Source organism: Acholeplasma oculi, from assembly GCF_900166985.1.
Lineage (GTDB): Bacteria > Bacillota_I > Bacilli_A > Acholeplasmatales > Acholeplasmataceae > Acholeplasma > Acholeplasma oculi.
In genome coordinates, this window is record NZ_FUZK01000004.1 from 1 (window position 1) to 22,699 (window position 22,699).

Annotated in this window: 29 protein-coding genes, 1 tRNA gene, 1 rRNA gene, 1 other RNA gene and 1 pseudogene; all 33 read right to left on the minus strand. The window is 32.4% G+C overall.

Going from position 1 to position 22,699, the window contains the following annotated elements:
- Positions 1–216: ribosomal RNA gene (locus B5X49_RS06730) — 16S ribosomal RNA — on the minus strand; the annotation flags it as partial.
- 181 nt (positions 217–397) lie between these two features.
- Positions 398–481: transfer RNA gene (locus tag B5X49_RS06735), tRNA-Tyr, on the minus strand.
- 237 nt (positions 482–718) lie between these two features.
- Entirely contained in the window at positions 719–892 is a 174-nt protein-coding gene (locus B5X49_RS06740) for a DUF951 domain-containing protein (RefSeq protein WP_079560774.1), read from the minus strand.
- A 10-nt stretch (positions 893–902) separates the two neighbouring features.
- Positions 903–1,595, minus strand: coding sequence for a 16S rRNA (guanine(527)-N(7))-methyltransferase RsmG (rsmG, locus tag B5X49_RS06745; RefSeq protein WP_045749865.1), 693 nt, complete (start codon positions 1,593–1,595; stop codon positions 903–905).
- The gene (gene mnmG, locus B5X49_RS06750) at positions 1,588–3,441 is read right to left on the minus strand and encodes a tRNA uridine-5-carboxymethylaminomethyl(34) synthesis enzyme MnmG (RefSeq protein WP_045749866.1); all 1,854 of its coding nucleotides are present in this window, start codon (positions 3,439–3,441) and stop codon (positions 1,588–1,590) included. Before mnmG ends, rsmG begins: the two co-directional genes overlap by 8 nt.
- 26 nt (positions 3,442–3,467) lie before the next feature.
- Positions 3,468–5,423, minus strand: coding sequence for a transketolase (gene tkt / locus B5X49_RS06755; RefSeq protein WP_045749867.1), 1,956 nt, complete (start codon positions 5,421–5,423; stop codon positions 3,468–3,470).
- A gap of 8 nt (positions 5,424–5,431) precedes the next feature.
- Entirely contained in the window at positions 5,432–6,094 is a 663-nt protein-coding gene (locus B5X49_RS06760) for a hypothetical protein (RefSeq protein ID WP_045749868.1), read from the minus strand.
- 74 nt (positions 6,095–6,168) lie between these two features.
- Positions 6,169–6,262: signal recognition particle sRNA small type (gene ffs, locus B5X49_RS06765), an RNA gene on the minus strand.
- 15 nt (positions 6,263–6,277) lie between these two features.
- Complete coding sequence (gene tadA, locus B5X49_RS06770) at positions 6,278–6,733, minus strand: tRNA adenosine(34) deaminase TadA (RefSeq protein WP_045750099.1); 456 nt, start codon at positions 6,731–6,733, stop codon at positions 6,278–6,280.
- Positions 6,723–7,313, minus strand: coding sequence for a thymidine kinase (locus B5X49_RS06775; protein ID WP_045749869.1), 591 nt, complete (start codon positions 7,311–7,313; stop codon positions 6,723–6,725). Before B5X49_RS06775 ends, tadA begins: the two co-directional genes overlap by 11 nt.
- Positions 7,314–7,376: 63 nt before the next feature.
- On the minus strand, positions 7,377–7,631 hold the full coding sequence (locus B5X49_RS06780; RefSeq protein WP_045749870.1) for a type B 50S ribosomal protein L31: 255 nt from the start codon (positions 7,629–7,631) through the stop codon (positions 7,377–7,379).
- Between the two features lie 129 nt (positions 7,632–7,760).
- On the minus strand, positions 7,761–8,276 hold the full coding sequence (locus B5X49_RS06785) for a Gx transporter family protein (RefSeq protein ID WP_045749871.1): 516 nt from the start codon (positions 8,274–8,276) through the stop codon (positions 7,761–7,763).
- Positions 8,273–8,737 (minus strand): NusG domain II-containing protein, encoded by a 465-nt coding sequence (locus tag B5X49_RS06790; RefSeq protein ID WP_079560778.1) that lies wholly within the window; start codon positions 8,735–8,737, stop codon positions 8,273–8,275. The genes B5X49_RS06785 and B5X49_RS06790 overlap by 4 nt, the downstream gene beginning before the upstream one ends.
- A gap of 3 nt (positions 8,738–8,740) precedes the next feature.
- Positions 8,741–9,832 carry an FAD:protein FMN transferase gene (locus B5X49_RS06795; RefSeq protein WP_045749873.1) on the minus strand — a complete coding sequence of 364 codons (1,092 nt, stop codon included), beginning with the start codon at positions 9,830–9,832 and terminating at the stop codon, positions 8,741–8,743.
- Between the two features lie 21 nt (positions 9,833–9,853).
- Entirely contained in the window at positions 9,854–10,411 is a 558-nt protein-coding gene (locus B5X49_RS06800) for a hypothetical protein (protein WP_045749874.1), read from the minus strand.
- The gene (locus tag B5X49_RS06805) at positions 10,401–10,967 is read right to left on the minus strand and encodes an Rnf-Nqr domain containing protein (protein WP_045749875.1); all 567 of its coding nucleotides are present in this window, start codon (positions 10,965–10,967) and stop codon (positions 10,401–10,403) included. The genes B5X49_RS06800 and B5X49_RS06805 overlap by 11 nt, the downstream gene beginning before the upstream one ends.
- A complete protein-coding gene (locus B5X49_RS06810; RefSeq protein WP_045749876.1) occupies positions 10,967–11,884 on the minus strand; it encodes a hypothetical protein in 918 nt (305 codons plus the stop codon). Before B5X49_RS06810 ends, B5X49_RS06805 begins: the two co-directional genes overlap by 1 nt.
- Positions 11,881–12,822, minus strand: a complete 942-nt coding sequence (locus tag B5X49_RS06815) for a hypothetical protein (RefSeq protein ID WP_045749877.1) — start codon at positions 12,820–12,822, stop codon at positions 11,881–11,883. The genes B5X49_RS06810 and B5X49_RS06815 overlap by 4 nt, the downstream gene beginning before the upstream one ends.
- Positions 12,819–13,889, minus strand: a complete 1,071-nt coding sequence (locus tag B5X49_RS06820; protein WP_045749878.1) for an RnfABCDGE type electron transport complex subunit D — start codon at positions 13,887–13,889, stop codon at positions 12,819–12,821. The genes B5X49_RS06815 and B5X49_RS06820 overlap by 4 nt, the downstream gene beginning before the upstream one ends.
- 2 nt (positions 13,890–13,891) lie before the next feature.
- Positions 13,892–15,190, minus strand: a complete 1,299-nt coding sequence (locus B5X49_RS06825) for an RnfABCDGE type electron transport complex subunit C (protein WP_045749879.1) — start codon at positions 15,188–15,190, stop codon at positions 13,892–13,894.
- Between the two features lie 11 nt (positions 15,191–15,201).
- Positions 15,202–16,437: a serine hydroxymethyltransferase gene (gene glyA / locus B5X49_RS06830; RefSeq protein ID WP_045749880.1), complete on the minus strand. Its 1,236-nt coding sequence runs from the start codon at positions 16,435–16,437 to the stop codon at positions 15,202–15,204.
- 559 nt (positions 16,438–16,996) lie between these two features.
- Positions 16,997–17,485 (minus strand): hypothetical protein, encoded by a 489-nt coding sequence (locus B5X49_RS06835; protein ID WP_045749881.1) that lies wholly within the window; start codon positions 17,483–17,485, stop codon positions 16,997–16,999.
- Positions 17,486–17,488: 3 nt separating this feature from the next.
- A complete protein-coding gene (locus B5X49_RS06840) occupies positions 17,489–18,127 on the minus strand; it encodes a hypothetical protein (protein WP_045749882.1) in 639 nt (212 codons plus the stop codon).
- Between the two features lie 116 nt (positions 18,128–18,243).
- A complete protein-coding gene (locus tag B5X49_RS07865; RefSeq protein ID WP_079560791.1) occupies positions 18,244–18,387 on the minus strand; it encodes a DUF4368 domain-containing protein in 144 nt (47 codons plus the stop codon).
- A gap of 55 nt (positions 18,388–18,442) precedes the next feature.
- On the minus strand, positions 18,443–18,661 hold the full coding sequence (locus B5X49_RS07870; protein ID WP_079560783.1) for a recombinase zinc ribbon domain-containing protein: 219 nt from the start codon (positions 18,659–18,661) through the stop codon (positions 18,443–18,445).
- 86 nt (positions 18,662–18,747) lie between these two features.
- Positions 18,748–19,137 (minus strand): annotated as a pseudogene (locus B5X49_RS07615) (recombinase family protein); the annotation flags it as partial.
- A gap of 85 nt (positions 19,138–19,222) precedes the next feature.
- The gene (locus B5X49_RS07620) at positions 19,223–19,624 is read right to left on the minus strand and encodes a recombinase family protein (RefSeq protein WP_052670136.1); all 402 of its coding nucleotides are present in this window, start codon (positions 19,622–19,624) and stop codon (positions 19,223–19,225) included.
- Complete coding sequence (locus B5X49_RS07695) at positions 19,605–19,760, minus strand: hypothetical protein (RefSeq protein WP_159444503.1); 156 nt, start codon at positions 19,758–19,760, stop codon at positions 19,605–19,607. The genes B5X49_RS07620 and B5X49_RS07695 overlap by 20 nt, the downstream gene beginning before the upstream one ends.
- Positions 19,761–20,158: 398 nt before the next feature.
- Positions 20,159–20,473, minus strand: a complete 315-nt coding sequence (locus B5X49_RS06860) for a hypothetical protein (RefSeq protein ID WP_045749883.1) — start codon at positions 20,471–20,473, stop codon at positions 20,159–20,161.
- A 16-nt stretch (positions 20,474–20,489) separates the two neighbouring features.
- The gene (locus tag B5X49_RS06865; protein ID WP_143228548.1) at positions 20,490–21,152 is read right to left on the minus strand and encodes an RHS repeat-associated core domain-containing protein; all 663 of its coding nucleotides are present in this window, start codon (positions 21,150–21,152) and stop codon (positions 20,490–20,492) included.
- On the minus strand, positions 21,149–21,298 hold the full coding sequence (locus B5X49_RS07625) for an RHS repeat-associated core domain-containing protein (protein ID WP_308506982.1): 150 nt from the start codon (positions 21,296–21,298) through the stop codon (positions 21,149–21,151). Before B5X49_RS07625 ends, B5X49_RS06865 begins: the two co-directional genes overlap by 4 nt.
- 480 nt (positions 21,299–21,778) lie before the next feature.
- A complete protein-coding gene (locus B5X49_RS06870) occupies positions 21,779–22,267 on the minus strand; it encodes a hypothetical protein (protein WP_045749885.1) in 489 nt (162 codons plus the stop codon).
- Positions 22,267–22,470, minus strand: coding sequence for a hypothetical protein (locus B5X49_RS07630; RefSeq protein WP_143228549.1), 204 nt, complete (start codon positions 22,468–22,470; stop codon positions 22,267–22,269). Before B5X49_RS07630 ends, B5X49_RS06870 begins: the two co-directional genes overlap by 1 nt.
- Positions 22,471–22,699: the final 229 nt, after the last annotated feature.

Here is a 22,699-nt window from a genome sequence, read left to right on the forward strand (position 1 = left end):
CCCTCTAAAACCGATTAATCTTTAAATGTAAGAAAATCATCCTTACATCCTATCCAGTATTAGCACCAGTTTCCCGGTGTTATCCTCGAGTTTTAGGCAGGTTATCTACGTGTTACTCACCCGTTCGCCACTAACCACCGAAGTGGTTCGTTCGACTTGCATGTATTAGGCACGCCGCCAGCGTTCATCCTGAGCCAGGATCAAACTCTCCATTTAATGTTTTTGTTTGATTTTAGCTCTTTGCTTTTTGTTATCTCTTGTTCATCATCATTCAGTTTTCAAAGACTTTTTTGCTCACTTCTTTTGAAGCGCTTATTCATTCTATCATTATAAAATAACCTTGTCAACAACTTTTTTATAAATGAACAAGGTGTTCCTTTATGATAGTAAATTTAAGTGGTGGAGGGGGACAGATTCGAACTGCCGAACCGTTAGGAACAGATTTACAGTCTGCCGCGTTTAGCCACTTCGCTACCCCTCCGAATTTCAGTTGCTTATTTATTCTATCTTAAGCGATTTAAAAAAGCAACCACTTTTTTATTTTTTTAGTATAAATTGATTTTTTCAGGTGTGAATCATATATATTATATATATAGAACTTTTTTACCTGCTCAATTTTGTCCAATAAACATATTACGACAATTCAACTTATAAGTCAAATATTATTTTAACTTTTTTTAAAAATTGTGAAATCTCTGTTATATTTCTTAAAAAGCTCTTACTTTTTAATTAAACGTTTATCCAGTTCATACTTTAACATCATGATTTCTCTACCACATCCGACACATTTTAATTTAATGTCCACACCTGTTCTTAAAACTTCCCAGTCCTTAGAACCACACACATGTGGTTTTTTTGTTTGAATGATTTGGCCTAATACATAATTACCCATAAGTTACTCCTTATAATGGTTTTTTAATCATGACTGCATAAGGTCTTGGATATCCTGATGCATGCTTTTCTTTTTGAAATAACAGATTCATTCGAAATCCACTTTCATCAGGAAGTTCAACCTCCATAGATGAAATTTGTTTCATATGTAGCTTTCTTAATGCTTCTTTTGCTTGATCTAACTCTTCTTGATATTTAGAACCCTTAGGGGCGATAAAATATCCTCCCACCTTTAATAAGGGTACACCAAACTCAAGAATTAATCTAAGTTCACCTAATGCTCTAGCTGTTACGATATCAAATGTTTCTAAATGATTTTGTGCATAAACCTCAGCGCGCTCATGAACAACTTCAAAATCTAGATTAAGAACCTTTTTTAAATGTAATAAGAAATTGACTCTCTTAATTTGTGATTCAACTATGACTACTCTAAGATTCGGATAACAAATAAGTAGCGGAATCGATGGAAATCCTGCACCAGCACCCATATCACATAATCGGTAGGGTTGATCTAGGGGATAGAGCTTACTTAATAATAAAGAATCTAAAAAGTGTTTAATATCAGCATCTTGTCTGGATGTGATTCTGGTGAGGTTGGTATGTTCATTATATGATACAAGTGTTTCATAATATAAATCAAATAACTCAACTTCTTGATTGCTAAGTTCTTTATTTAAATGTTTTAATATGATTTCTTTAAGCATATTTAGACTCAAGATAAACCAATAACATCGAAACATCAGATGGACCTACACCAAGAATTCTTGCTGCTTGTCCTAAGGTTTCTGGTTTAATTTTTGATAATTTTTCTTTCGCTTCTGATGAGATATTGTGTATTTCTTTATAATTAATATCTCTTGGTATATATCTAGATTCAAATCTTAATAGTTTATCCGCTTCTCTTTTAGCTTTATCAATATACCCATGATATTTAATATGAATTTCTAATTGTTCATATACTTCATCACTATAATCACCTTTTAGGAAGTACTTTAATGTATCCATTCCTAATTCTGGTCTTTCAAGTAATTTAAAGATTGTAACACCTTCATAAATAGGTGCTGAATTCATTGATTTTAAATAAGAAAGCACCTCATCTGTTGGATTAATTCTTGTTGTTTTAGATAATTCAATTAAATGATGGATTGCTTCTTTTTTATTTAAGAAATTTTGATAGACAGAATCATTAATTAAACCCACTCTATGACCATAGTCTCTTAATCTTAAATCTGCATTATCATGTCTAAGTAAAAGTCTGTGTTCTGCTCTTGATGTTAATAATCGGTAAGGTTCTTGAGTTCCTTTCGTAATTAAATCATCAATTAAGACACCAATATATGCCTCATTTCTTTTTAAAATGAGTGGTTCTTTACCTAAAACATTTAATCCTGCATTAATACCTGCCATTAATCCTTGTCCTGCTGCCTCTTCATAACCGGATGTTCCATTAATTTGTCCAGCACAGTAAAGATTTTTAATAACTTTTGTTTCTAAAGTTTGATAGAGTTGTCTTGGGTTAATTGCATCATATTCAATAGCGTATGCATATTTAACAATGACAGCATCCTTCATACCTGGAAGTGAACGAACCATTTGTTCTTGTACTTCTCTTGGCATGGATGTTGAAAAACCTTGAATATAGACTTCATTTAACGATAAGGATTCTGGTTCAATAAATATTTGATGACGCTCTTTATCGCTAAAACGTACGAATTTATCTTCAATGGATGGACAATATCTAGGTCCAACCCCTTCAACAACACCACCATACATGGCAGAGTCATCTAAGTGATCAAAAATAATATCTTTCGTTTCAGGAGTGGTATGAATTAAATAACATACCTCTTGATGTCCAATTTCTGTTCTAGGAGATTCATAGGAGAAATTTTGCAAAATCATATCTCCTGGTTGAATACTTGCTTCTTTATAATCTATAGTGTCTTTTTTAATTCTTGGAGGTGTACCTGTTTTTAAGCGTAACATTTCAAATCCAACGTTTTTTAGTTGATTTGAAATACCACGTGTGGTTTTTTCGCCATTTGGGCCACTAGGTGTTTTTTCATGGCCAATTAAAATTTGTGAACCTAAATAAGTTCCTGTTGTAATAATAACTGTTTTACCAAAAACCTTCGTTCCATCCATCAAATAAACACCTATAACTTGTTGATCTTCAATAATTAAGGTATCCACCAATGCTTCAAGTAAGGTTAAATTCTCTTGATGTTCTAAAACATTTTTCATGATTTTAGGATATTCTAGTTTATCAATTTGAGCTCTTAATGCACGAACTGCTGGACCTTTTGATGAATTCAACATCTTCATTTGAATTTGTCCTAAGTCAGCTGATTTTGCCATTTGCCCACCTAATGCATCAATTTCTCTTACAACAATACCTTTAGCCGGTCCACCAATTGATGGATTGCATGGTAAAGTAGCAACCTTATTTAAGTCACCTGTAATTAAAATTGTATTGAGTTTCATTCTTGCCATTGCAAGTACAGCCTCAACGCCTGCATGTCCTGCTCCTACAATAATACCATCATAAATCATGTTTTTCTTTAACCTCTAAATTTTACTTAAATTTCTAAAAATCTCTTAGCAACATTTTCTTTAGTAAATCCAAAATGTGCTGTCACTTGTTCTAGGTTACCAGATATACCATATGTATCAATACCCATCACATGTTGTGTAAATCGATACCATGAATAACTAGATCCTAGTTCCACTGCCAATGTTTTAACATTTGCAGGTAATATTTGTTGTTGATATGCAGGATCTTGTAATAAGAATCGGTCCATCGATGGCATTGAAACCACACGAATATCTAATCCTTTTTCTTTAAGTAATGCTTTAGCTTCAACTGCAAGAGAAACCTCAGAACCTGCAGCGAGTATAATACCATCTAATCTAGATGTTTCAGCATCTATGATATAAGCACCTTTTAAAACACCTGATTTATGTGTTGTTGAAAGATTTTTTACAGATTGTCTGGTTGTTATAATTGCTGTTGGTTTATTTTTTGTTTCAAGTGCGATTTCAAGCGCTGCTTTAGTTTCATTCGCATCTGAAGGACGAATCAATTGTAATCCTGGAATTGTTCTTAATCCAATTAACTGCTCAATCGGTTCATGGGTTGGGCCATCTTCACCGACCATCACAGAATCATGAGAAAACACAAATAAACTCGGTATTTGCATCATGGCTGCTAATCGGATTGGTGGTTTCATATAATCTGAGAAGACAAAGAATGCGCCACTAAATGCTCTTAATCCTCCATGTAAAACCATACCATTAACAATTGCACCCATCGCATGCTCTCTAACACCAAAATTAATGTTTCGACCTAATCTTGTAGATTTAGAAAAATGTCCGTCTAAACCTTTTGCTTTAGTCGATGATGTTAAATCCGCTGAACCACCTATTAGGTTTAGATTTTGCTTAGATGCTAAATCGAGTGCTTTACCAAATACGTTTCTTGTTGCCTCTTTAGAACCTGCTTCATAGTTTAGACTACTTAAATCTAACTGGATGTTTCCTTTAACAAAATCGTTGAATTGTTGATAAAGTTCCGGATACTCCACTTTGTATTGTTCCATCATTTGATTCCAGTTTTGATATTGTTTTTTTCCACGATTAAATACTTTAGATTTGTAGTATTTATAAACCTTTTGATCCACTTCAAAAGGTGCATAAGGGTACTCTAATTTTTTAGCAAACTCATTTCTTTCATCAAGACCAATTGGTGCACCATGCACTTTTGAAGTACCTTGAAGTGATGTACCTTTACCAATGATTGTTTTAACTTCAATTATGGATGGTTTATCTAAGCATTGTTTAGCTTTTTTAATTGCTTTATCAACGGCGTTTAAATCATCACCATCTTTAACTAATTGATAATGGAATCCTTGGGATTCAAACTTACGTTTTACATCATCTGATATTGCTAAATGGGTTGCACCATCTAATTGAATATCATTGGAATCATATAAGACAATAAGTTTCCCTAATCCTAAATGTCCTGCAAGTGATATTGCTTCTAAAGCAACCCCTTCCTGCAAGTCACCATCACCTACTAATACATAGGTAAAGTGGTCAATGATGTTAAATCCTTCTTGATTAAAACGAGCACTTAAATGTGCCTCAGCAATTGCCATACCTACAGCATTAGAAATACCTTGTCCAAGGGGACCCGATGTTGTTTCTACTCCGTCGGTATGACCGAACTCAGGATGCCCCGGTGTAATACCTGGAAAACTTCTAAATTTCTTTAAATCATCTATTTTAATTTGATAGCCTGATAAGTGATTTAATGCGTAAAGTAACATAGAACCGTGACCAGCAGATAATATAAAACGGTCACGATTGATCCAATTTGAAACTTTTGGATATACGGATAAATGTTTAGTAAATAAGGCATGTGCCATTGGTGCTGCACCAATAACGATCCCTGGGTGACCACTATTTGCTTGATTAATAGCGTCCACACCTAATAAACGAATTGTATTAATTGAAAGTTGGTCCATTGGTTTCATATTGGATTTTACTCCTTATCCTTCGGTTCTTCTAATGTCTTAACTTCTTCTTCGTTGACTTCTACTTCAGTAACTTCCTCTGTGGAACTATCTGTTTCGGTTTTAAAGTATGCTTGGTAGTAAGCTTCTTGATTTGCAAGAATTTCTTTAAATCCTGCTTCTCCTACAACATCTTTAATTAAAGCTGTTGCTTTTTGGTTTTCTTCATTCACATATGCTTTTAATCTCTTTTGTTGTTGACCAGATGAATAGAATAATCCAATAAATAAGACAACCATTGAAGCTAGGAATACGTTATTTGCTTGTTCAGGAAATAACGCTTGAATCACATAAGATGCGATTAAAACGATTGCTAATACTGCAAATGAAATAAACATATATTTCTTAGACATCTTTTGTTGTTCTGCATAAATACTATTGGTAAAGTCTAACCAAATATCATTGACTTCATTGATGTATAATCCACTGACTGCTTGATAGTATCCTTTATCTACAAAAAGTCTATAATTGACTCCATCTGATGTCCAAACTGAAAATCGTCCTCTAGATGCGAATTTTCCATAGTCACTTCTGTCATCTAAATAAAACATTTCTAATTTTGCACCTTTATAATCTTCAACTCTAAACGGTTCACCTACTGCCTTAGCATATTCTTTAGGTAACATTTTCATAATTTTAGTCCTCCAACTTTGTTCGTCTATTTTTTATTATATCATAAGGATATAAGAGATGAATAAAACATCCCTTTAGGGTATCCTCACCCACACATCAGGTAACTTATGGCTGCTCCACTCAAGGCCTGACCAGGTTCGTTCCTTAATGTTGAATGAGAATACCCTAAAGGGACGTTTCTTTCAAGATCTTAATTTTTTGAAGAAATCTTTTAAGAGTTCGGATGCCGATTCAAAAAGAATATCTCCTTCATAATGAATTTGGTGATTAAAAGGGTTATCAAGCAATTTTAGCACACTACATACAGCACCTGCTTTAGGATCTTTGGCACCGAAGTAGAGATCTTTAATTCTTGATTGAATCATAGCTCCTGCACACATTGGGCAAGGTTCTAACGTTACATAGATGGATACATCTTCTAAACGCCAACTACCTAATTTTTTTTGTGCCTTTTGCATCACGATAAATTCTGCATGCGCTGAGAAGTCTTGTTTACTTTCACGCAAATTATGGGCTCTAGCTATTATTTTACCATGTTTTACTGCAATTGCACCCACTGGAACCTCATCTTTTAAAAAAGCTTTTTTTGCTTCTTTAAGCGCTTCGTTCATAAAGTAATTGTGGTCTTTATTTTTCATCTTTTCCAGGTACTTCATGTGCGTGTCTCGCACGTGGTTCATAGAATTCTGTTGCACCCACAACAATCAAAGGATCTTTATAACTTGCAGGTTTTCCATCAATGATTCTTTGCGTTCTGGTTGCTGGCATTCCTGTTTTAACACAGATTGCAGTAAGTTTAGTCACAAACTCTGCAAGTGCTAATAACTCAGGCATTGGACCAAAAGGTTCACCTTTAAAATCTCTATCCAGTCCACCAATAATCACTCTGAGCCCTCGGTCTGCTAAATCATCTGCAATTTGGATAATTGCTTTATCAAAGAACTGTGCCTCATCAATAATGACAGCATCTAAATCATATGTAATATATGGCAGTATTTCACTTGCTTCTTTAATTAATATCGCATTTTCAGTTAATAAACTGTGTGATACAATTTCAGGTTTTAAACTATAGCGATTATCAATAACCGGTTTAAAAACAAGATAATGCTGTTTTGCATATTTTAAACGCTTAGCTCTTCTAATTAGTTCTTCTGTTTTACCTGCAAACATTGGTCCACAAACAACTTCAATAAAACCATTTTTGTACGTATGATACATAATAACCCCTCGCTTTAATTTATTATAACAAAAAGCGAGACATTTTATCCCGCTTCTTTTAGATTATTTTTTACTTTTTTCTAAACGCTTATTGAACTTATCAACTTGACCTGCTTGAGCAACAAATGTTTGTTCGCCAGTGTAGAAAGGATGTGTTTCAGAAGTGACTTCTAAACGAACAACCGGGTAAGATTTACCGTCTTTTTCATATACTGCAGTTTCTTTTGAGTTGATGGATGATTCAATTAAAAACTGTTTCTTAGTTTGAGCATCTTCGAAGATAACAAGTCTAGTTTTTGGATGAATATCTGGTTTCATAATTTTCTCCTTCCGCCATGAGTGTTTCTACTCATAGTAAGTTTCGCCTATTTATTATATCATTCACATATCTTTTATGCAACTCCATAATTTCACAATTTCATTTGAAGATTAAGAAGTCGTTTGGATTTATGAAAAACGTGTATTTTGCTTATTTTTAGGGTTAAATATTTTAAAGAATCGAGTCGAGATGATACCAATTAAAATACCTGCTGGAATACTGATTAATAACATCAGTGGTAAATAAAGTATGAGTAGTTCCGTTTCTAGTAAATATATACCTACAAGTACTTGTCCAATGGTATGGGTAATTGCACCTAATACAGAGACTGTTACCATATGAACCTTTAAGAAATTCTTTAAAACACCCATAGTTATAATAGAAAGAACAGCTCCGCCTAACCCCATCCAAAATGTTACGGTAAAGGAACGGTAAAGTAATCCAATCAGTAATACTCTTAAAATTGTGACTAAACTTGCTTCTTTAAATCCATACATATATAAAATGATAACCGTTACTAAGTTTGCAAAACCAATCTTAGCACCTGGTACAGGGATGACATTAATAGACATCTCAATGACATTTAAAACAATCGCTCCTGCGAGTAACATCGATAGTGTTGTTAATTTTTTTATATCTTTCATATCACACCATCTAAGCCTTGGTCATCTTCTATTTCAAATACAATAAACACTTCAGATGGTAATGATATCGCCGGTAACCCTTTACCGTTATACCAATTTCTATTCACACCGATTTGTTTAGGTGTATCGTCTTTTGCGATACGAATACTGGATGTATCAAAATCAATTTCTACAATCACTTCCGTGAAGTTTCCATCTATTTGATATGAACCCAGTAATATAAAAGCTACATCTCCACCTTCACCTGCTATAGGTTCAGTCGTTTTGGGATAATTTGAATCTTTTATTTGTGGGGTTACTTCATATGTCTTTTTTTCAAAATCAACTGTAACTACAATTTGATTTCCTTGATAAATATGTGCAACCGTTGATACTTCTGGACCAAAGAATGTAAATATCACATAAGCAATACTTACAACCAATAGTAATCCCCCAATAATTAAGTAATCTCTTAGTTTCATAGCTTATAAGATCCTAATACGTTCAGTTGGGTTTACTCGAATGATTTCACCTTCAAATGTATAAATGATTGCCTCAATATCGGTATCTTTTAATACCTCTTTAATCATCTCAATTGGCATTGAAAATAATGCTGTAGATAACCCATCCATTAAACCTGCATCATTTGCTGTAACGGTTATACTTAAATAATGATTTTCAGGTTTTTTAGTGATTGGGGAAATAATATGGTGAAACCAAGTTCCTTGATGTTTGATAAATTGTTCATAGCTTCCACTTGTGGTTACATTTGAATTGATTCCAGAATAGATCGCATATAATTTAGCTTCATGTCCAAAGATATCTAAATTTTCTACCACATCTAGTGGGTCTTTTAATCCGAAATTAAAGACACCTTCTTCATTTCTTCTGTTTCCTTCGCCAAAGACTATAGAGGAGGATCCTCCATTAATTAAAAACTCTTTATATCCCAACTCGTTTAAATAATTTGCAACCTTTTGTGTTGCAAAACCTTTAGCAATCGCGCCTAAATCAATTTTAGCTCCATATTTTAATGTCACGTAATACTTGCCATCAACTTGACTTAATGATAATGCATCTTCGATAATGGGTGTTTCATTTGCAAGATTTGTAACAAGTGAAACCGCCTCACTACTTACCTCTTCAGCAACATCATATTCATCAATGAAGTTTTTCCATACATCAATGAGTTTACCTTGTGCCATATCAAAATAACCACCGGTTAACTCACGTATATATAATCCTTGTTCTAATAGTTCATATAATTCATATTCAATTTCAACTGTTTTTGCTTCTTGGCTTTGATCAACTAATTGGTTGATATAATAAATTCCTTTAACCCCATCCTCTTGCGGTATATAATTATCCGTTAGTACATGGTATGTTTGATAAATATCTTTAATATGTTCAAAGACTTCAGGCCATTTATGGTTTTCAACATAAACATATCCTTCGATAAATGTATTCATCGTAGAGATGGCTATGGTTTTTCTAGTAAGATTTAAAGGACTTTCCTGACATGCAGATAAAAGGATGCTTACCATGATGAAATTAATGATTAAAAAGATACGTTTCATATATAAACATCCTCATTTTGTTTAAAATATACCGGATAATCCGTTTAGAATTAATGCAATTAAACCTAGAATAATTAAAAGGATTGGTAATCCTTTAAATGATTTGATTAAAGGATTTACTCTCATACGAGATTTTATCATAGTTAATAGTAAAGTGAAACCAATAAACCCTAATAATGAACCAATCACTTCAATAAATGCTAAATCAAAGGATTGTTGTCCAAGTGCCATAAACCCAACTAAGAAGACAACAGAGTGAAGTGAAAAGTATGTATCTTTTGGTAGGTTGAATTTGATTTTTGAGACAACATATTGATAAGCCTCATTCATCAAGATAACTAACACAGTTAAGATCACAAGATTTAAATAGTCTAAAGATAATGGTTTTAAAATAAATGTAACAACCAAATAATCTATTAGAAAGATGAGTGTTGCAATGATACTGATGATTCCTGCATGAATCCATGCATTTTTAACTCTAATCTCTTTTTGGCTAATAGATTCAAGTCCAATACCTTGTAGGATGACATTTGAAACAATTGTTGCACCTAAAATACTTGATAATAAACTAAACAACATCGTTTCTCACCTCTCTTTGAAAAGGAATAACTTGGATAAATGCAAAGATAAATCCTGCTAAGATAAATCCACCGGAATTATCTTTAAAGAATGTAATTGCATACTTACCATCAAATATTTGAATATTGGATTCAAATAGATTGATAGCACCCGTACTTAATACTTCTCTAAATAATCCAATAAGGATTAATGTCAGTAAGGATACACCTAGCATAAACAATTGATTCCATACACTGATGGGTTCTTTTTGTTCTTTTAATGTCGGTATTAAGAATAGTGTGAGTGCAACATATATACCAATCCATTGATTGATTTCAACATAGGCAGTTAGAATTGTCATGGTGATGGTAATGATTGCTGCCATGAGTATTAAATATGTATAAATACGTATACGTCCATTTAGATACTTATCAATTAAGATACCCAAACCTATAACGACAAGTGTTAATACTGAATATATTAATCCCATCCATAGTGCAATACTTAGTTGTGTTGAAAGATATATCAGAGGCAATAAACTTAATAAAATAAACGGTTTTAAATCATTTCTTTTCATCATGCAACCTCCTGAATATCTTTAAGTAGTAAGTTCACTAAGAATTGTGAACCATTTGAATTTGCTGTTGGACCTGTTGTTGAGTCTGGCATATTACTTGATATTTGTTGATCTAAAACAGATTCTAAGAATGCTTTTGTTTGATTATAGAAATTACCACCTGAGTGACCATAAAGTGTTTCAGGCATTGAAACAAATTTAATTGTTCCTGTTGTATCGATTGCAACATAGATTGTAATTTCACCTTCATTGGTACTTTGGAAATCATAATATGTTCCAGAATCCTTAGCCTCAAAGACTCTATAACTAACGCCATCTACTGAAACATTATATAGATTCACATGACCAAAGGTTTCTGTGGACACTAAATCATAATCCTTACCAAATAATTCTTTAACATAGTCTACTGGCTCACCTACATGGAATAAAACCACTCTGCTGACTGTATTTTTAATAATAGATCTTGAAACGGTAATGGTGGTTGCACCTGCAGCACCATCAATGTATTTAATATTTTCGTAATATAACCCACTATAGTTTTTAAGTAGATATTCTCTAACGATTGGGAAATAACTTTGTGAAGTTGAATCCTTTGTACGTACGACTTTATCTCTTGCATAAACTTTACCTGATGCATCAATGGCAACATATAGTTCCATATAGAAATAGGTGTGATCAACTCTTACTGTGTATAAATCCGCTAACTTAGCACCACCTAAAGTAGATACATCTGCTTTCGATACGATGTTTACAAACTCAGGGTCTACGACTGCTTGTTCGTTGCTTACAACAACTTTTTGGTTAAACATTTTATCTAGTTCTGTTGTAGGGAAAAATCCTTGAATACCTAACATAATGATACTAAGAATAACCATCAGTCCAAATGCTAACACTAAAATTATATTTTCTTTTTTCATGCTAAGTAATCCCCCTTAGCGATTAGAAGTATATCTAAAATTAAACTTCTTGAATTAAATGCACCTGGATCAGTTGTTGCTCCAGCTTGACCATCTAAGACGTCATCAAATGTTTTACCAACAAATGATTGTGCAAATTCTAACGCATTATTATAGAAATTTCCTTTTGTATGTTGGTATAAATCAGTCGGTAATAATACTGCAAGTATTTGTCCTTCTGTATCTAAAACAACAATGACTGTAATCTCTTTTTCTGTAACCACATCAGAATTATAAATACCTGATTTAGAGATTGTATAAACGATTCCTTTGTTGGTAACTGTTTCTTTTTTAACTTGAGCACCATCAATTGTAAGATTAGTTGAATCCTCTACAACATAACCTTCACCATAATAATCTTGATAAGGTAACTTAATATCAAATTTATCGGTTTGGTCATGATGACTGCCAATCGTTTGAATCATTGTTACAAGTGTTTGAATAGAGTAAGATGTTGCACCCGCACTTGCATCGGTGATGCTTCCCTTTAATTTTTGGAAAACATATTGTTCTGCTATATTTTTGGTTTGTTGTTGATACATGGTTTGATTTAACTCAACAAATATAACTTCTGCAATCGTATCGTTTGCTTCAACAACTAAGCGAATACGAATGTTACCAAACGCATTCTCCATATTTGCTTCATATAAATACCCTAATGGTTCAACATCATTATAAACTCTAACTGATCGTGTAATTTCTACACCATCAATTGTTTCTAATGTGTTTGTTTCAAAATCTGTTGCTTGATCAAAATAAATTTTTAATGTGGATAATGTTTCTTGTTTTAAACGTTCATTCTTAATTGGGTTAAAGATTAGTTCAGTTCCAACTACAAGTCCTAATAAAACGATAAGTGCTGAAAAGAATATGATTAAATTTTTATACTTTAATATCATATCAAGTAACCTCCTACAATCATATAGGTAATAACTATTAAACAGATGACTGATAAACTTGTTATTGCTATAAATTTCTTAGTGATGCGGTTACTTGCCCATGCTGGATAATCAAGTAATGGAACCATCAAGTTACCAATTAATAATGCAAAGGCAACACCTTCAGGTAAACTACCAAACATACGAATCATAAAAATTAATGTACCAATAATCAGACCAAATGTAACTCTACCTGTACGTGTAATTGGTGATGTTGCAGGGTCTGTAATCATAAAGGTTAATCCAAATAATAATCCACCTGATAAAAGTTGGAATATAACATATTCAAATAAATACTGTGGATACATGATAAATCCTGCAACAAATGTTAATGCTGTAAATATAAGTAATGCAGATACGACTGGACGATAATCAATAGTTTTTCTTACGAGTAGATAAACTAAACCAATAAGAATTGCAAAACTATTAATTTCACCTAGTGAACCTGGTATATTACCCACAAATAAATCAATTAAAGAATAACTGTTTAATACATTAGGAAATGTGGTTGATAGCGCAGTTGACCCTGCTGCTGCATCGATGAATCCATAGCTTCCTTGGAAAAAGGAAGTAAATGCGATTGCAATAAATACACGACCGATTGCTGCTGGATTAAAGAGATTAAACCCTAAACCACCAAATATCATTTTTCCGATGAATGCTCCAAATAAAGCACCCATAAATACAACATATAAGTCTAATTTATCAGGAAGTATCATCGCATATATGATTGCAGATACCGCTGGAGCACTAAAATGATTGATAGAATATTTCTTCAGTTTGTTTGCAAACTTTTCTGAAAAATTATATCCTGGTGCTTTCGTAACTGCTAAGAAATAAATAGCTTCTACTAAAACAAATACAATTAAACTTAATAAGATTTTTATTAGTGCATCGACTCCAAATTTGTAAATAGAAAACAAAACGGCTGGAGTTAATGCAATTAACACATCAAACATCATACGTTTGGTTGATGTTTCTTTACGAATATATGGAGATGTCTTTGAAACAAATGTCATATTTTGCATAATTAACCTCTCAGCATGCGTTTACCTTGACGCATGTAATCTGTTAAGTGAATCTTAGATGGACATACAAATGAACAAAGTCCACATTCAATACATTTATTCACTGATAATGTCTTTAGGAAATCTTTATCTTCTGCTTTAATCGCATTCATAATTTGAACCGGTTGAATTTCAACTGGACAGCTATAGACACAACTTGCACAGTGAATACAAGGATCCTCATCTAATAAGACTGTATTTTGAACAATTAATGATGTTGCAGTATGTGTTGTAACAATATCATCATTTGTTACGTTAGAACCCATCATAGGTCCACCCATAATTAAGGTTTTAGGAATCATTTGATCCACATAACCACCTGCTAAATCAATTAAACTTTGAATTGGTGTACCGATTCTTACTTTAAATGATTTATTAACAACTCCATCACCAGAGATTACAAAATATCTTTCTAATACAGGTAAGTTAAACTTCACTGCATGATATAAAGATTGCAGTGTGGAAACGTTAAATGGAATAATACCAAAATCTGCTGGTAGTTTTCCTTGTGGTACTGTAATACCGGTTGCTGATTTAATTGCTTCTAATTCCCATCCTTGTGGATAGTAATTACCAACAGCAACCACTTTAATGTCATACTCTGAGTATGAGTTTAATGCAAATCTTAGACGTTCCACTAATTCATTGTATTTTTTCTTGACTGCAATAATACCTGTTTTAGCTTCAACTGCTTGCATAGAGTAAATTAAACCTTTAATTAATTCATCCGGGTGGTCCATCATCAATTCATAGTCAGAAATTAATTTAGGTTCACACTCTACTCCGTTTGCTAAAATAATATCAATTTTATTTTTAGTGTTTAATTTAATATAGGTTGGAAATGCTGAACCACCTAAACCGACTAAACCAGCTTGTTTAGAAATCTCAACAAAATCAGATTTTGTTAATCTTTTAATTTCCTCATCTGTTCTAGATTGAATCGATTCATGTAATTCATATTTGAAATCATTTTTAACAATCATACAGTTTACGCGTTTACCAGATGCATCAAATTTCATTTCATGTCCGACAACTTCACCACTGACTGTAGCATGAATCGGTTGTTCAAAAAATGCACCCTTTCTCGTACCAATGACTTCTCCTACTTTAACAAATTGTCCAAAGACAACACACGTTTCCCCTTCAGGGCAACGTTGATTCGTAATTGGATAATATAAATATGGTGCTTCTAAATAATGGATGAGTGGTAATTTCTTTAAAACGTTTTTACCATCTGGGATTATTCTAGTTTTTGTGATCAAAAGAATCACTCCTATTCTTTATTTTTTTCTTGAATTAAGTTGATAACTTGTTGTTTAATTTCTTGATATTTTTCTAAATCATTTTTATGTGAGAGCGTTTCATGAATTAGTTGAGATAGTTGGACAAAATCTGCTTCTTTAAATCCTTTTGTTGTCATGGCTGGAGCACCTAAACGAATGCCTGATGTATAATTCGGTTTTTCTTTATCAAAAGGTAGCTGATTCTTATTAATTGTAATATTGACTTTATAGAGTAAATCTTCCGCTTCTTTTCCTGTAATACCTAACTTAGATTTTACATCGATTAAAACTAAATGATTATCTGTTCCACCGGAGACAACATTATATCCAAGTGATTGAAATGTTTTAGTCATAGCTTGTGCATTTTTAATCACTTGTGCCTGGTATATTTTAAATTCAGGTTCTAATGCTTCTTTAAAGGCAACAGCTTTTGCTGCTATCACATGTAGTAGTGGTCCACCTTGTTCACCAGGAAATACTGCTTTATCTATTTTTTTAGCAATCTCTTCGTGATTCGTTAATATCACACCTCCACGAGGTCCTCTAAGTGTTTTATGTGTCGTTGATGTAACCACATCTGCAAACGGTAACGGCGAAGGATGTAATCCTGCTGCAACCAATCCAGCAATATGTGCCATATCAACAAATAGGTAAGCACCTACTTCATCAGCTATATCTCTAAATTTCTTAAAATCAATAATTCTAGGATATGCACTTGCTCCTGCAATAATCATTTTAGGTTTGACTTCTAATGCAATCCTTCTAACTTCATCATAATCAATGCGTTGATCTATTGGAGAAACACCATATGCAAATGATTGATAGAACTTTCCAGAAAAGGAAAGTTTATATCCATGCGTTAAATGTCCGCCTGCATCTAAACTCATACCAAGAACTCTATCTCCTGGATTGAGTAATGCATGATAAACAGCTGCATTTGCTTGTGAACCTGAATGGGGTTGGACATTGACAAATGCTGCTTGGAATAGCTCTTTTAATCGATCTATAGCTAAATTTTCAATCATGTCAACAAACTCACAGCCTCCGTAATATCTTCTCCCTGGATATCCTTCGGCGTATTTATTTGTAAGTATCGATCCTTGAGCTTCTAGTACCGCTTTAGAAACAAAGTTTTCTGAAGCAATCAACTCAATATGATGGTCTTGTCTTTCGGATTCTTTTTGGATGTAATCAAATAGTGTTTTATCGTATGACTGTAGTGACATTCTTATAATCCTCGCATATGTTTTATTATATCTATTTTACCATGTATAAATACGTTTATATGCGGATTACTTTATTTTATAAATAAAAGGAAAAAAGAGTGTATGTGTTATGACTCTTTTATTTTAGGTATTTATGTCTTTAATTGCAAACGATTCTATAATTGATAACGCTTACATGAAATTATGAAAAATGATACCATAATTCATTCTTATTTGTACTTTTTACGGTAAATTATCTGTATACTGGGGTATATATATAGTCTACTTCATTATACCTTAAACTATACTAAAAGCCCTAAATAATTGGCTTGTATAATTATAAAGACAATTTATCAAAAAAGAGTATACTTTAGATTCTTATTTTACCATTGATAATGTTTAATAATGTAAACTCTTTAAAACACAATCTATCTCCTATATAGAAAAAAGAGTGTTTTTATACACTCTTAGACTAAATATTTTATGAAATACGGTTTATTACACGATAACGCAGTTACTAGTACAACCACATTCTGTGTAACATTAAAACTAAACTTCATTATTCTATATGATAAACCAATTAATCCCAGAAATTTGGATGTTTATCACCAATTTCTTTTATCAATCTACTAATGTCAAATTCATTTAGTGATTTCTGATTTTTAGCGCATTTTTTTGCTTGTATATAGACAATGATTATGCCAAGTATCCATATTATCATTCCTACAATAGCACTTATGGAAACAAAACTGAGAGTTAGTTTCACGATCACTTCTTGCATAGTTATAGTTCCTATAAAGGCAATAATTATCATCAGAACAACATCTATAAATAAAATCATTAATAGCCATGCTATTTGTTTAAATCGAGGAACTTGTAGTGTGTTTCTTTTAGTAAAATACATCTTGTTCAATAGACTTTCTTCTTCTACCAAATATTTATGATAAAACAAGATTGAAACATCAAATATATCTATGGCTCCTCTAAAAACTAGTCTCCAATAAGTGAACATGAAAACAATAACACTTATTAAAAGTATCAGCCAATATCTAATAATCATTTCTAACATGACTCAGAATTCCCTTCTATAACAAAATAACCAACCCATAAATACATCTACACCACCGGATACTCCAATACCAATAAATGAACTCGTAATTCTATTTGCCATTACCATAGGCATTGCATTAGTCATTGACATTGCCAGAGTGTTACCATAAAGATTCATGACCCCTTGAAATCCTCGTTGTGACATTTGTCCAGCACTATATTTAGCTGCAGATGATTGAAATATACCACCAACCTTAGTTTTACTCACGGATTTCCAAAGGTCTTTTCCTATGGCTTTTGAATTTTGAGCGCCTGCTCCCCAGCCTAATCCAAAGTTGACAACTGTCATAACACCAGCTTTTACCCAGTTAACTTGATTCCAATCCCCACCCGACGCAATTAAATCTCCTCCAACACTTCCAATAAAGCCGAGTCCACCACTAATAAATGCTGACCCTAATGCACCTATGCCAGTAAAAGCTAAAAGTCCACTAATTCCACCAATACTACCGTCTAACAAAACTTGCCACACATTAATTCTATCCCATCCATTCGTTGTTCCTTGGCTAATAACACTTGCCGTGGATGCAACTAATGCTCCCACTATAAAGCCAGCAATTAGTAATGAGATAGCAACTCTACCACTAGGATCAAAGTACATCACTGGAGTAATGCTCCTATAGAGCACCAAACTAGATTGTTACATGCTTATACACTGATTATACCTAATTTAGCCTTCTTTTAGACCAAAAACGACAAAACCATTAATAGATTCTGTCATTTTGAAATTAAACCTATAAATTTATAATGTATATCTATTTTTTGATTTCGATTATTTTCCTCATGTGTTACTTCATGAACATAGATTTTTTCGATAAACTCATTTAATAGACCTGCATCTAATGCTTCTATTTTTTGTATTTTCTAATAATGCCCATGAATCTATTTGTATCATCTTTCTTTTCATTAAATGTTTCTATTTCACCTTCATGATGATACTTAAAAGTTCTTGTTCATTTAGATTTGCTTGTACTAAATGTTTGTTTATATCATTTAGTACGGCTTGATATAAATTTTCATAAGTTATGTAATGCATCGTGCAATACTTTTTACCAAATTTTCTATATGTAGAACATGCAAATGTGCCAAAACTGTTTCTTGATTGGGTTCTGGAAAATGATAAGTTTTTTGACATTTAGGACACCTTAGTAAACCAATAAATATTTGATTAACTTTAGTTTCCTTAACTGCTTTTCTTTTTACCGCTATCATAGGTTGAATGATATTAAAGGTTTCTTCATCAATTAATGCTTCATGCGTATTTTTAACAATAATCCAGTCTGTCTTATCTACATTGATTAAAGTTCTATCTTTAAATGATTTAGATCTGTTTTTATTGCTTACAAGATGACCTAAGTACTCCATATTAGTAAGCATAGAATATATCGTTCTATTACTCCAATCATAAGGATATTTTACAAAGTTATCCATAATATACTTACCATGATCTTTGATGATTTGAGCTCTTGGTTTTAATACACTTTCATTTTTTAGTATCATCGATATTTTAAATGTTGTAAGACCTGATTTTGCCAATTCAAATATTTTCTTAACTATGGGTCCAGTTTCAGGATTAACAATTAATTTATGTTTATTATTTGGATCTTTCATATAGCCATATGGCGCATATGCACCTGTAAACTTTCCTTCAAGTGCCTTGATTCGATAAGCAGACTTTATTTTTTTACTAATATCTTTAACGTACCATTCTAAATGGTGTAAACTCTTGATGTTCTTTACTACTATCTACACTATCGTTAATTGCTATAAACCTTACCTTATGATTTGGAAAGTAATTTTCCAAATAATACCCCGTCTTTAAGTAATCTCTACCTAGTCTAGATAAATCTTTAGTGACAATTAAATGTATTAACCCTTTTTCAATATCAGAGATTAATTCTTGAAAGCCTGGTCTTTCAAATGTTGTACCTGAATAGCCATCATCAATGTAGAGTTTTGTGTTTTGAAAGTGATTTTGACTGGCAAATAATTCTAACATTTGTTTTTGAGTTTGAATGCTTGAACTATCCCCGTTATAGTCATCGTCTCTTGAGAGCCTACAATACAGTGCTGTAATTTTATGATTTATACTTTTCATTAATCGTTAGCCTACTTTCGATTTCGTTTTGAATCATGCTTATAACTATTTTTTGAATAGTATGATTGCTTTCTACTTTATAATAGGCAGAAGTTGAAGTTTTGACTTTTATTTTATTTAATTTTTCTTTTTTCATGTCTTTAAACACCTCTTATGCCTTAAGTATATGAATGACTAACGACATAAAATGGCATTTGATGATTCAAAATTAAAAAAGAGTGCATTTTTACACTCATAGACTACATATTTGACGAAATACGGTTTAGTGGCACTTAACACCAACACAGTTTAGTACGCGATAACGTGGCTATTAGTATAGCCACGTTATCGCGTAACAGTGAAACTAAACTTATTCGGTGTTATTTGGTGCTGTTTGTTGCATGAAACTGATCGAGAAAATCATTACCAGCTACTTTAAAATCCAAAAGTTTATCATAAATATCAAATACCTTTGATACCAAATGTACCTTTTTTCTTATATTATATCTACTGAAACTATTTTTCTATACATTTCATTAAAAAGAATAAAATCACTTAAATTACATCAATTTTTACATTGAATTTTTGTTTTAATATTTCATATTCATCCTTCTTTAATTTAATACTTATATATTTGGGTTTTGATTTAAGAAGTATAACTAAAGCTTTAGGAAAATTATTATACGGTCTTACATTTCCAAAAAATATCATGATAAAATCTATAAGTCCAAATTTTTCATTATATGTAGCTTCAACTATATCTGCCGTAGTGATTTGTCTAACAACTTCACTATTTTTTTTGATTATAATTTGATTTGAATAAAAAACATATTCATGTTTAAGTCTTTTTTTTCTTAAGATAATATCCATAATTATTTCTCTTTTCTTAGGATAGCCAAATAGCTGCATAGTTTGTTGCTAATTCTTGAGCTGTCCACGGACTTCCTATTGCGTAACTTGTTATTAAATCTACAGCAAAACCTATATGACCTGCATAAACTTTTGATAAATAAGATATTGTTAGTTTAGTTACTAAGTCTACTTTACCTCCAATATTAAATAGTTTCCCAACTCCAAAGGACAGCATTCCTTGGATTGACGTTGATCCACCAACAATTAACATGTCCCCTAGATTAAATGAGTTACCATTTCCAAATCTATCTATAGCATAGGAAGCACTTCCTGCAATAAATGTTGTTCCGATCATAGTTCCAAAGCCTGCTAACCCAAATCCAGACAATGGTGCTGCAGCTCCCAATGCAGCTCCCTTAATTGCACCACTTAAAATTCCGGTTGAAATATCCGTACCATTACTTACTGCGATTGATGCTCCTGTAAGGCCACCTAAAATTGCTCCTGCACCTGCACCAATTAATACTGCGCCAAGTCCACCAGATATAATGATACCTGCAGCGATTGCTCCAACTGCAAGAGCACCAACTACACCTACAGCTACCCATCGAGTTACTTCCCAAAATGATTCCCAAGAATGTCCGCTGCAATCCAGGTACATGACTGGATTATTCCCACAATAAGCATATAGGTTCAATCCATTGATATTTCAACACTTAAATAGCTTGGATCATCTGGTGTAATAAATCTTCCGATTCTAGGATCATAATACCTAGAATTTAAATAATACATCTTTGTATCTTGATCATATATATAATCCTTTATAGATATATATATTATGATCTTTTAATTTGGATGCTACGACCAAGTCATTTAATGTCATACCTTCTGTTTGAACATCAATACTTGGTTCACCAAATCCATTATAGGTATAAGAAACAAATACCTTACCTTCTAAATCAATTATACCTATAATACTACCAAAGCCGCCTATCTCTTTGGTCTATATAATCTACTTAATTATACCTTAATCTAAATAATTGGCTTGTATAATTATAAAGCTAATGTATCAAAAAAAGAGTACACATCACTGTTAAGAATTTAGGATTCTTATATGCACAGTATTGTGTACTCTTATGTTGACATTTATATAAGGCCAACAAGTCACCTTTTTAGGTACAGTTTAGTACAAGATAACGTGGCCATTAGTATAGCTCCGTTACGCACACTTGAAAACTAAATTTATAGATCCTCAAAAATAACGTCTTAATTTGGGCTATTTTTTTATTCGTTCACACAAGCAAGTATTCAAAAATTTATTATTCATTCTACAATGATGTTTTTTAATATCAATATATCAAGCATGTGCTTTAATTCTTGTTCTTTTTTTGTGATAATCATAATTTTTATTTGATTTGCAAAAATCAATACATACTCTTTATAGAAAACATATTTACCAACAATCTTATATTCTATCAAATTAGATGTTTCATACTTGGTTATTTTACCTTTTAAAGAGAATTCAATTTCGTTTTCTGTGATTTTAATATAGTAATTAAATCTCTCTGATTTTACTATAATAACGTTAAATATGATTGCAAATGATAAGCAAACAATGGTATCAATAATATCCCACCCACTAGGTTGATAATAATCTAATAATTCAGTAGGTGAAATAAAGTGATAAACAACTATTGCACATGTACCAAAAATGAAACCCACATAGAAAAGCATTGTCACTATTAAATAAGTATGCTTTAATCTTTTTGTGTCTTCATAAAATGAGTTGATTTGTTTCTTATTTTTATTCATTAAAAGTAATGCCCTCCATCTCCATATCTGAACCATCCAACAAGGAAGATAACCGCTGCTACGGTAGCAGCTGCAGCTCTTGCCCCAGGAATTGGTATCATTGATAGTGCAACTAATCCTGTTGTTCCCCAACCAATATTAATGGATAGATCGTGAGAAATTAAATCAGCATCCATACCGATTGTCATTCCTATTCCACTCAAACCAATTTGTGCTCCTCCATGAACCCATGGCGTTACCTGCAGACCAATACCAATATCTCCTGGAGTTGCTGCAAAAAATTCTAATCCTAACCAACCACCTACGTTAACACCGGCTCCATATCCAACGCTGTCAAACCCATAATTTGAATATGAGTAGAATAGTCCTGGATTATTATCAGATGCCGTAACGGTATATGATATATTTCCTATTAGCAGACTTGCACTCAGA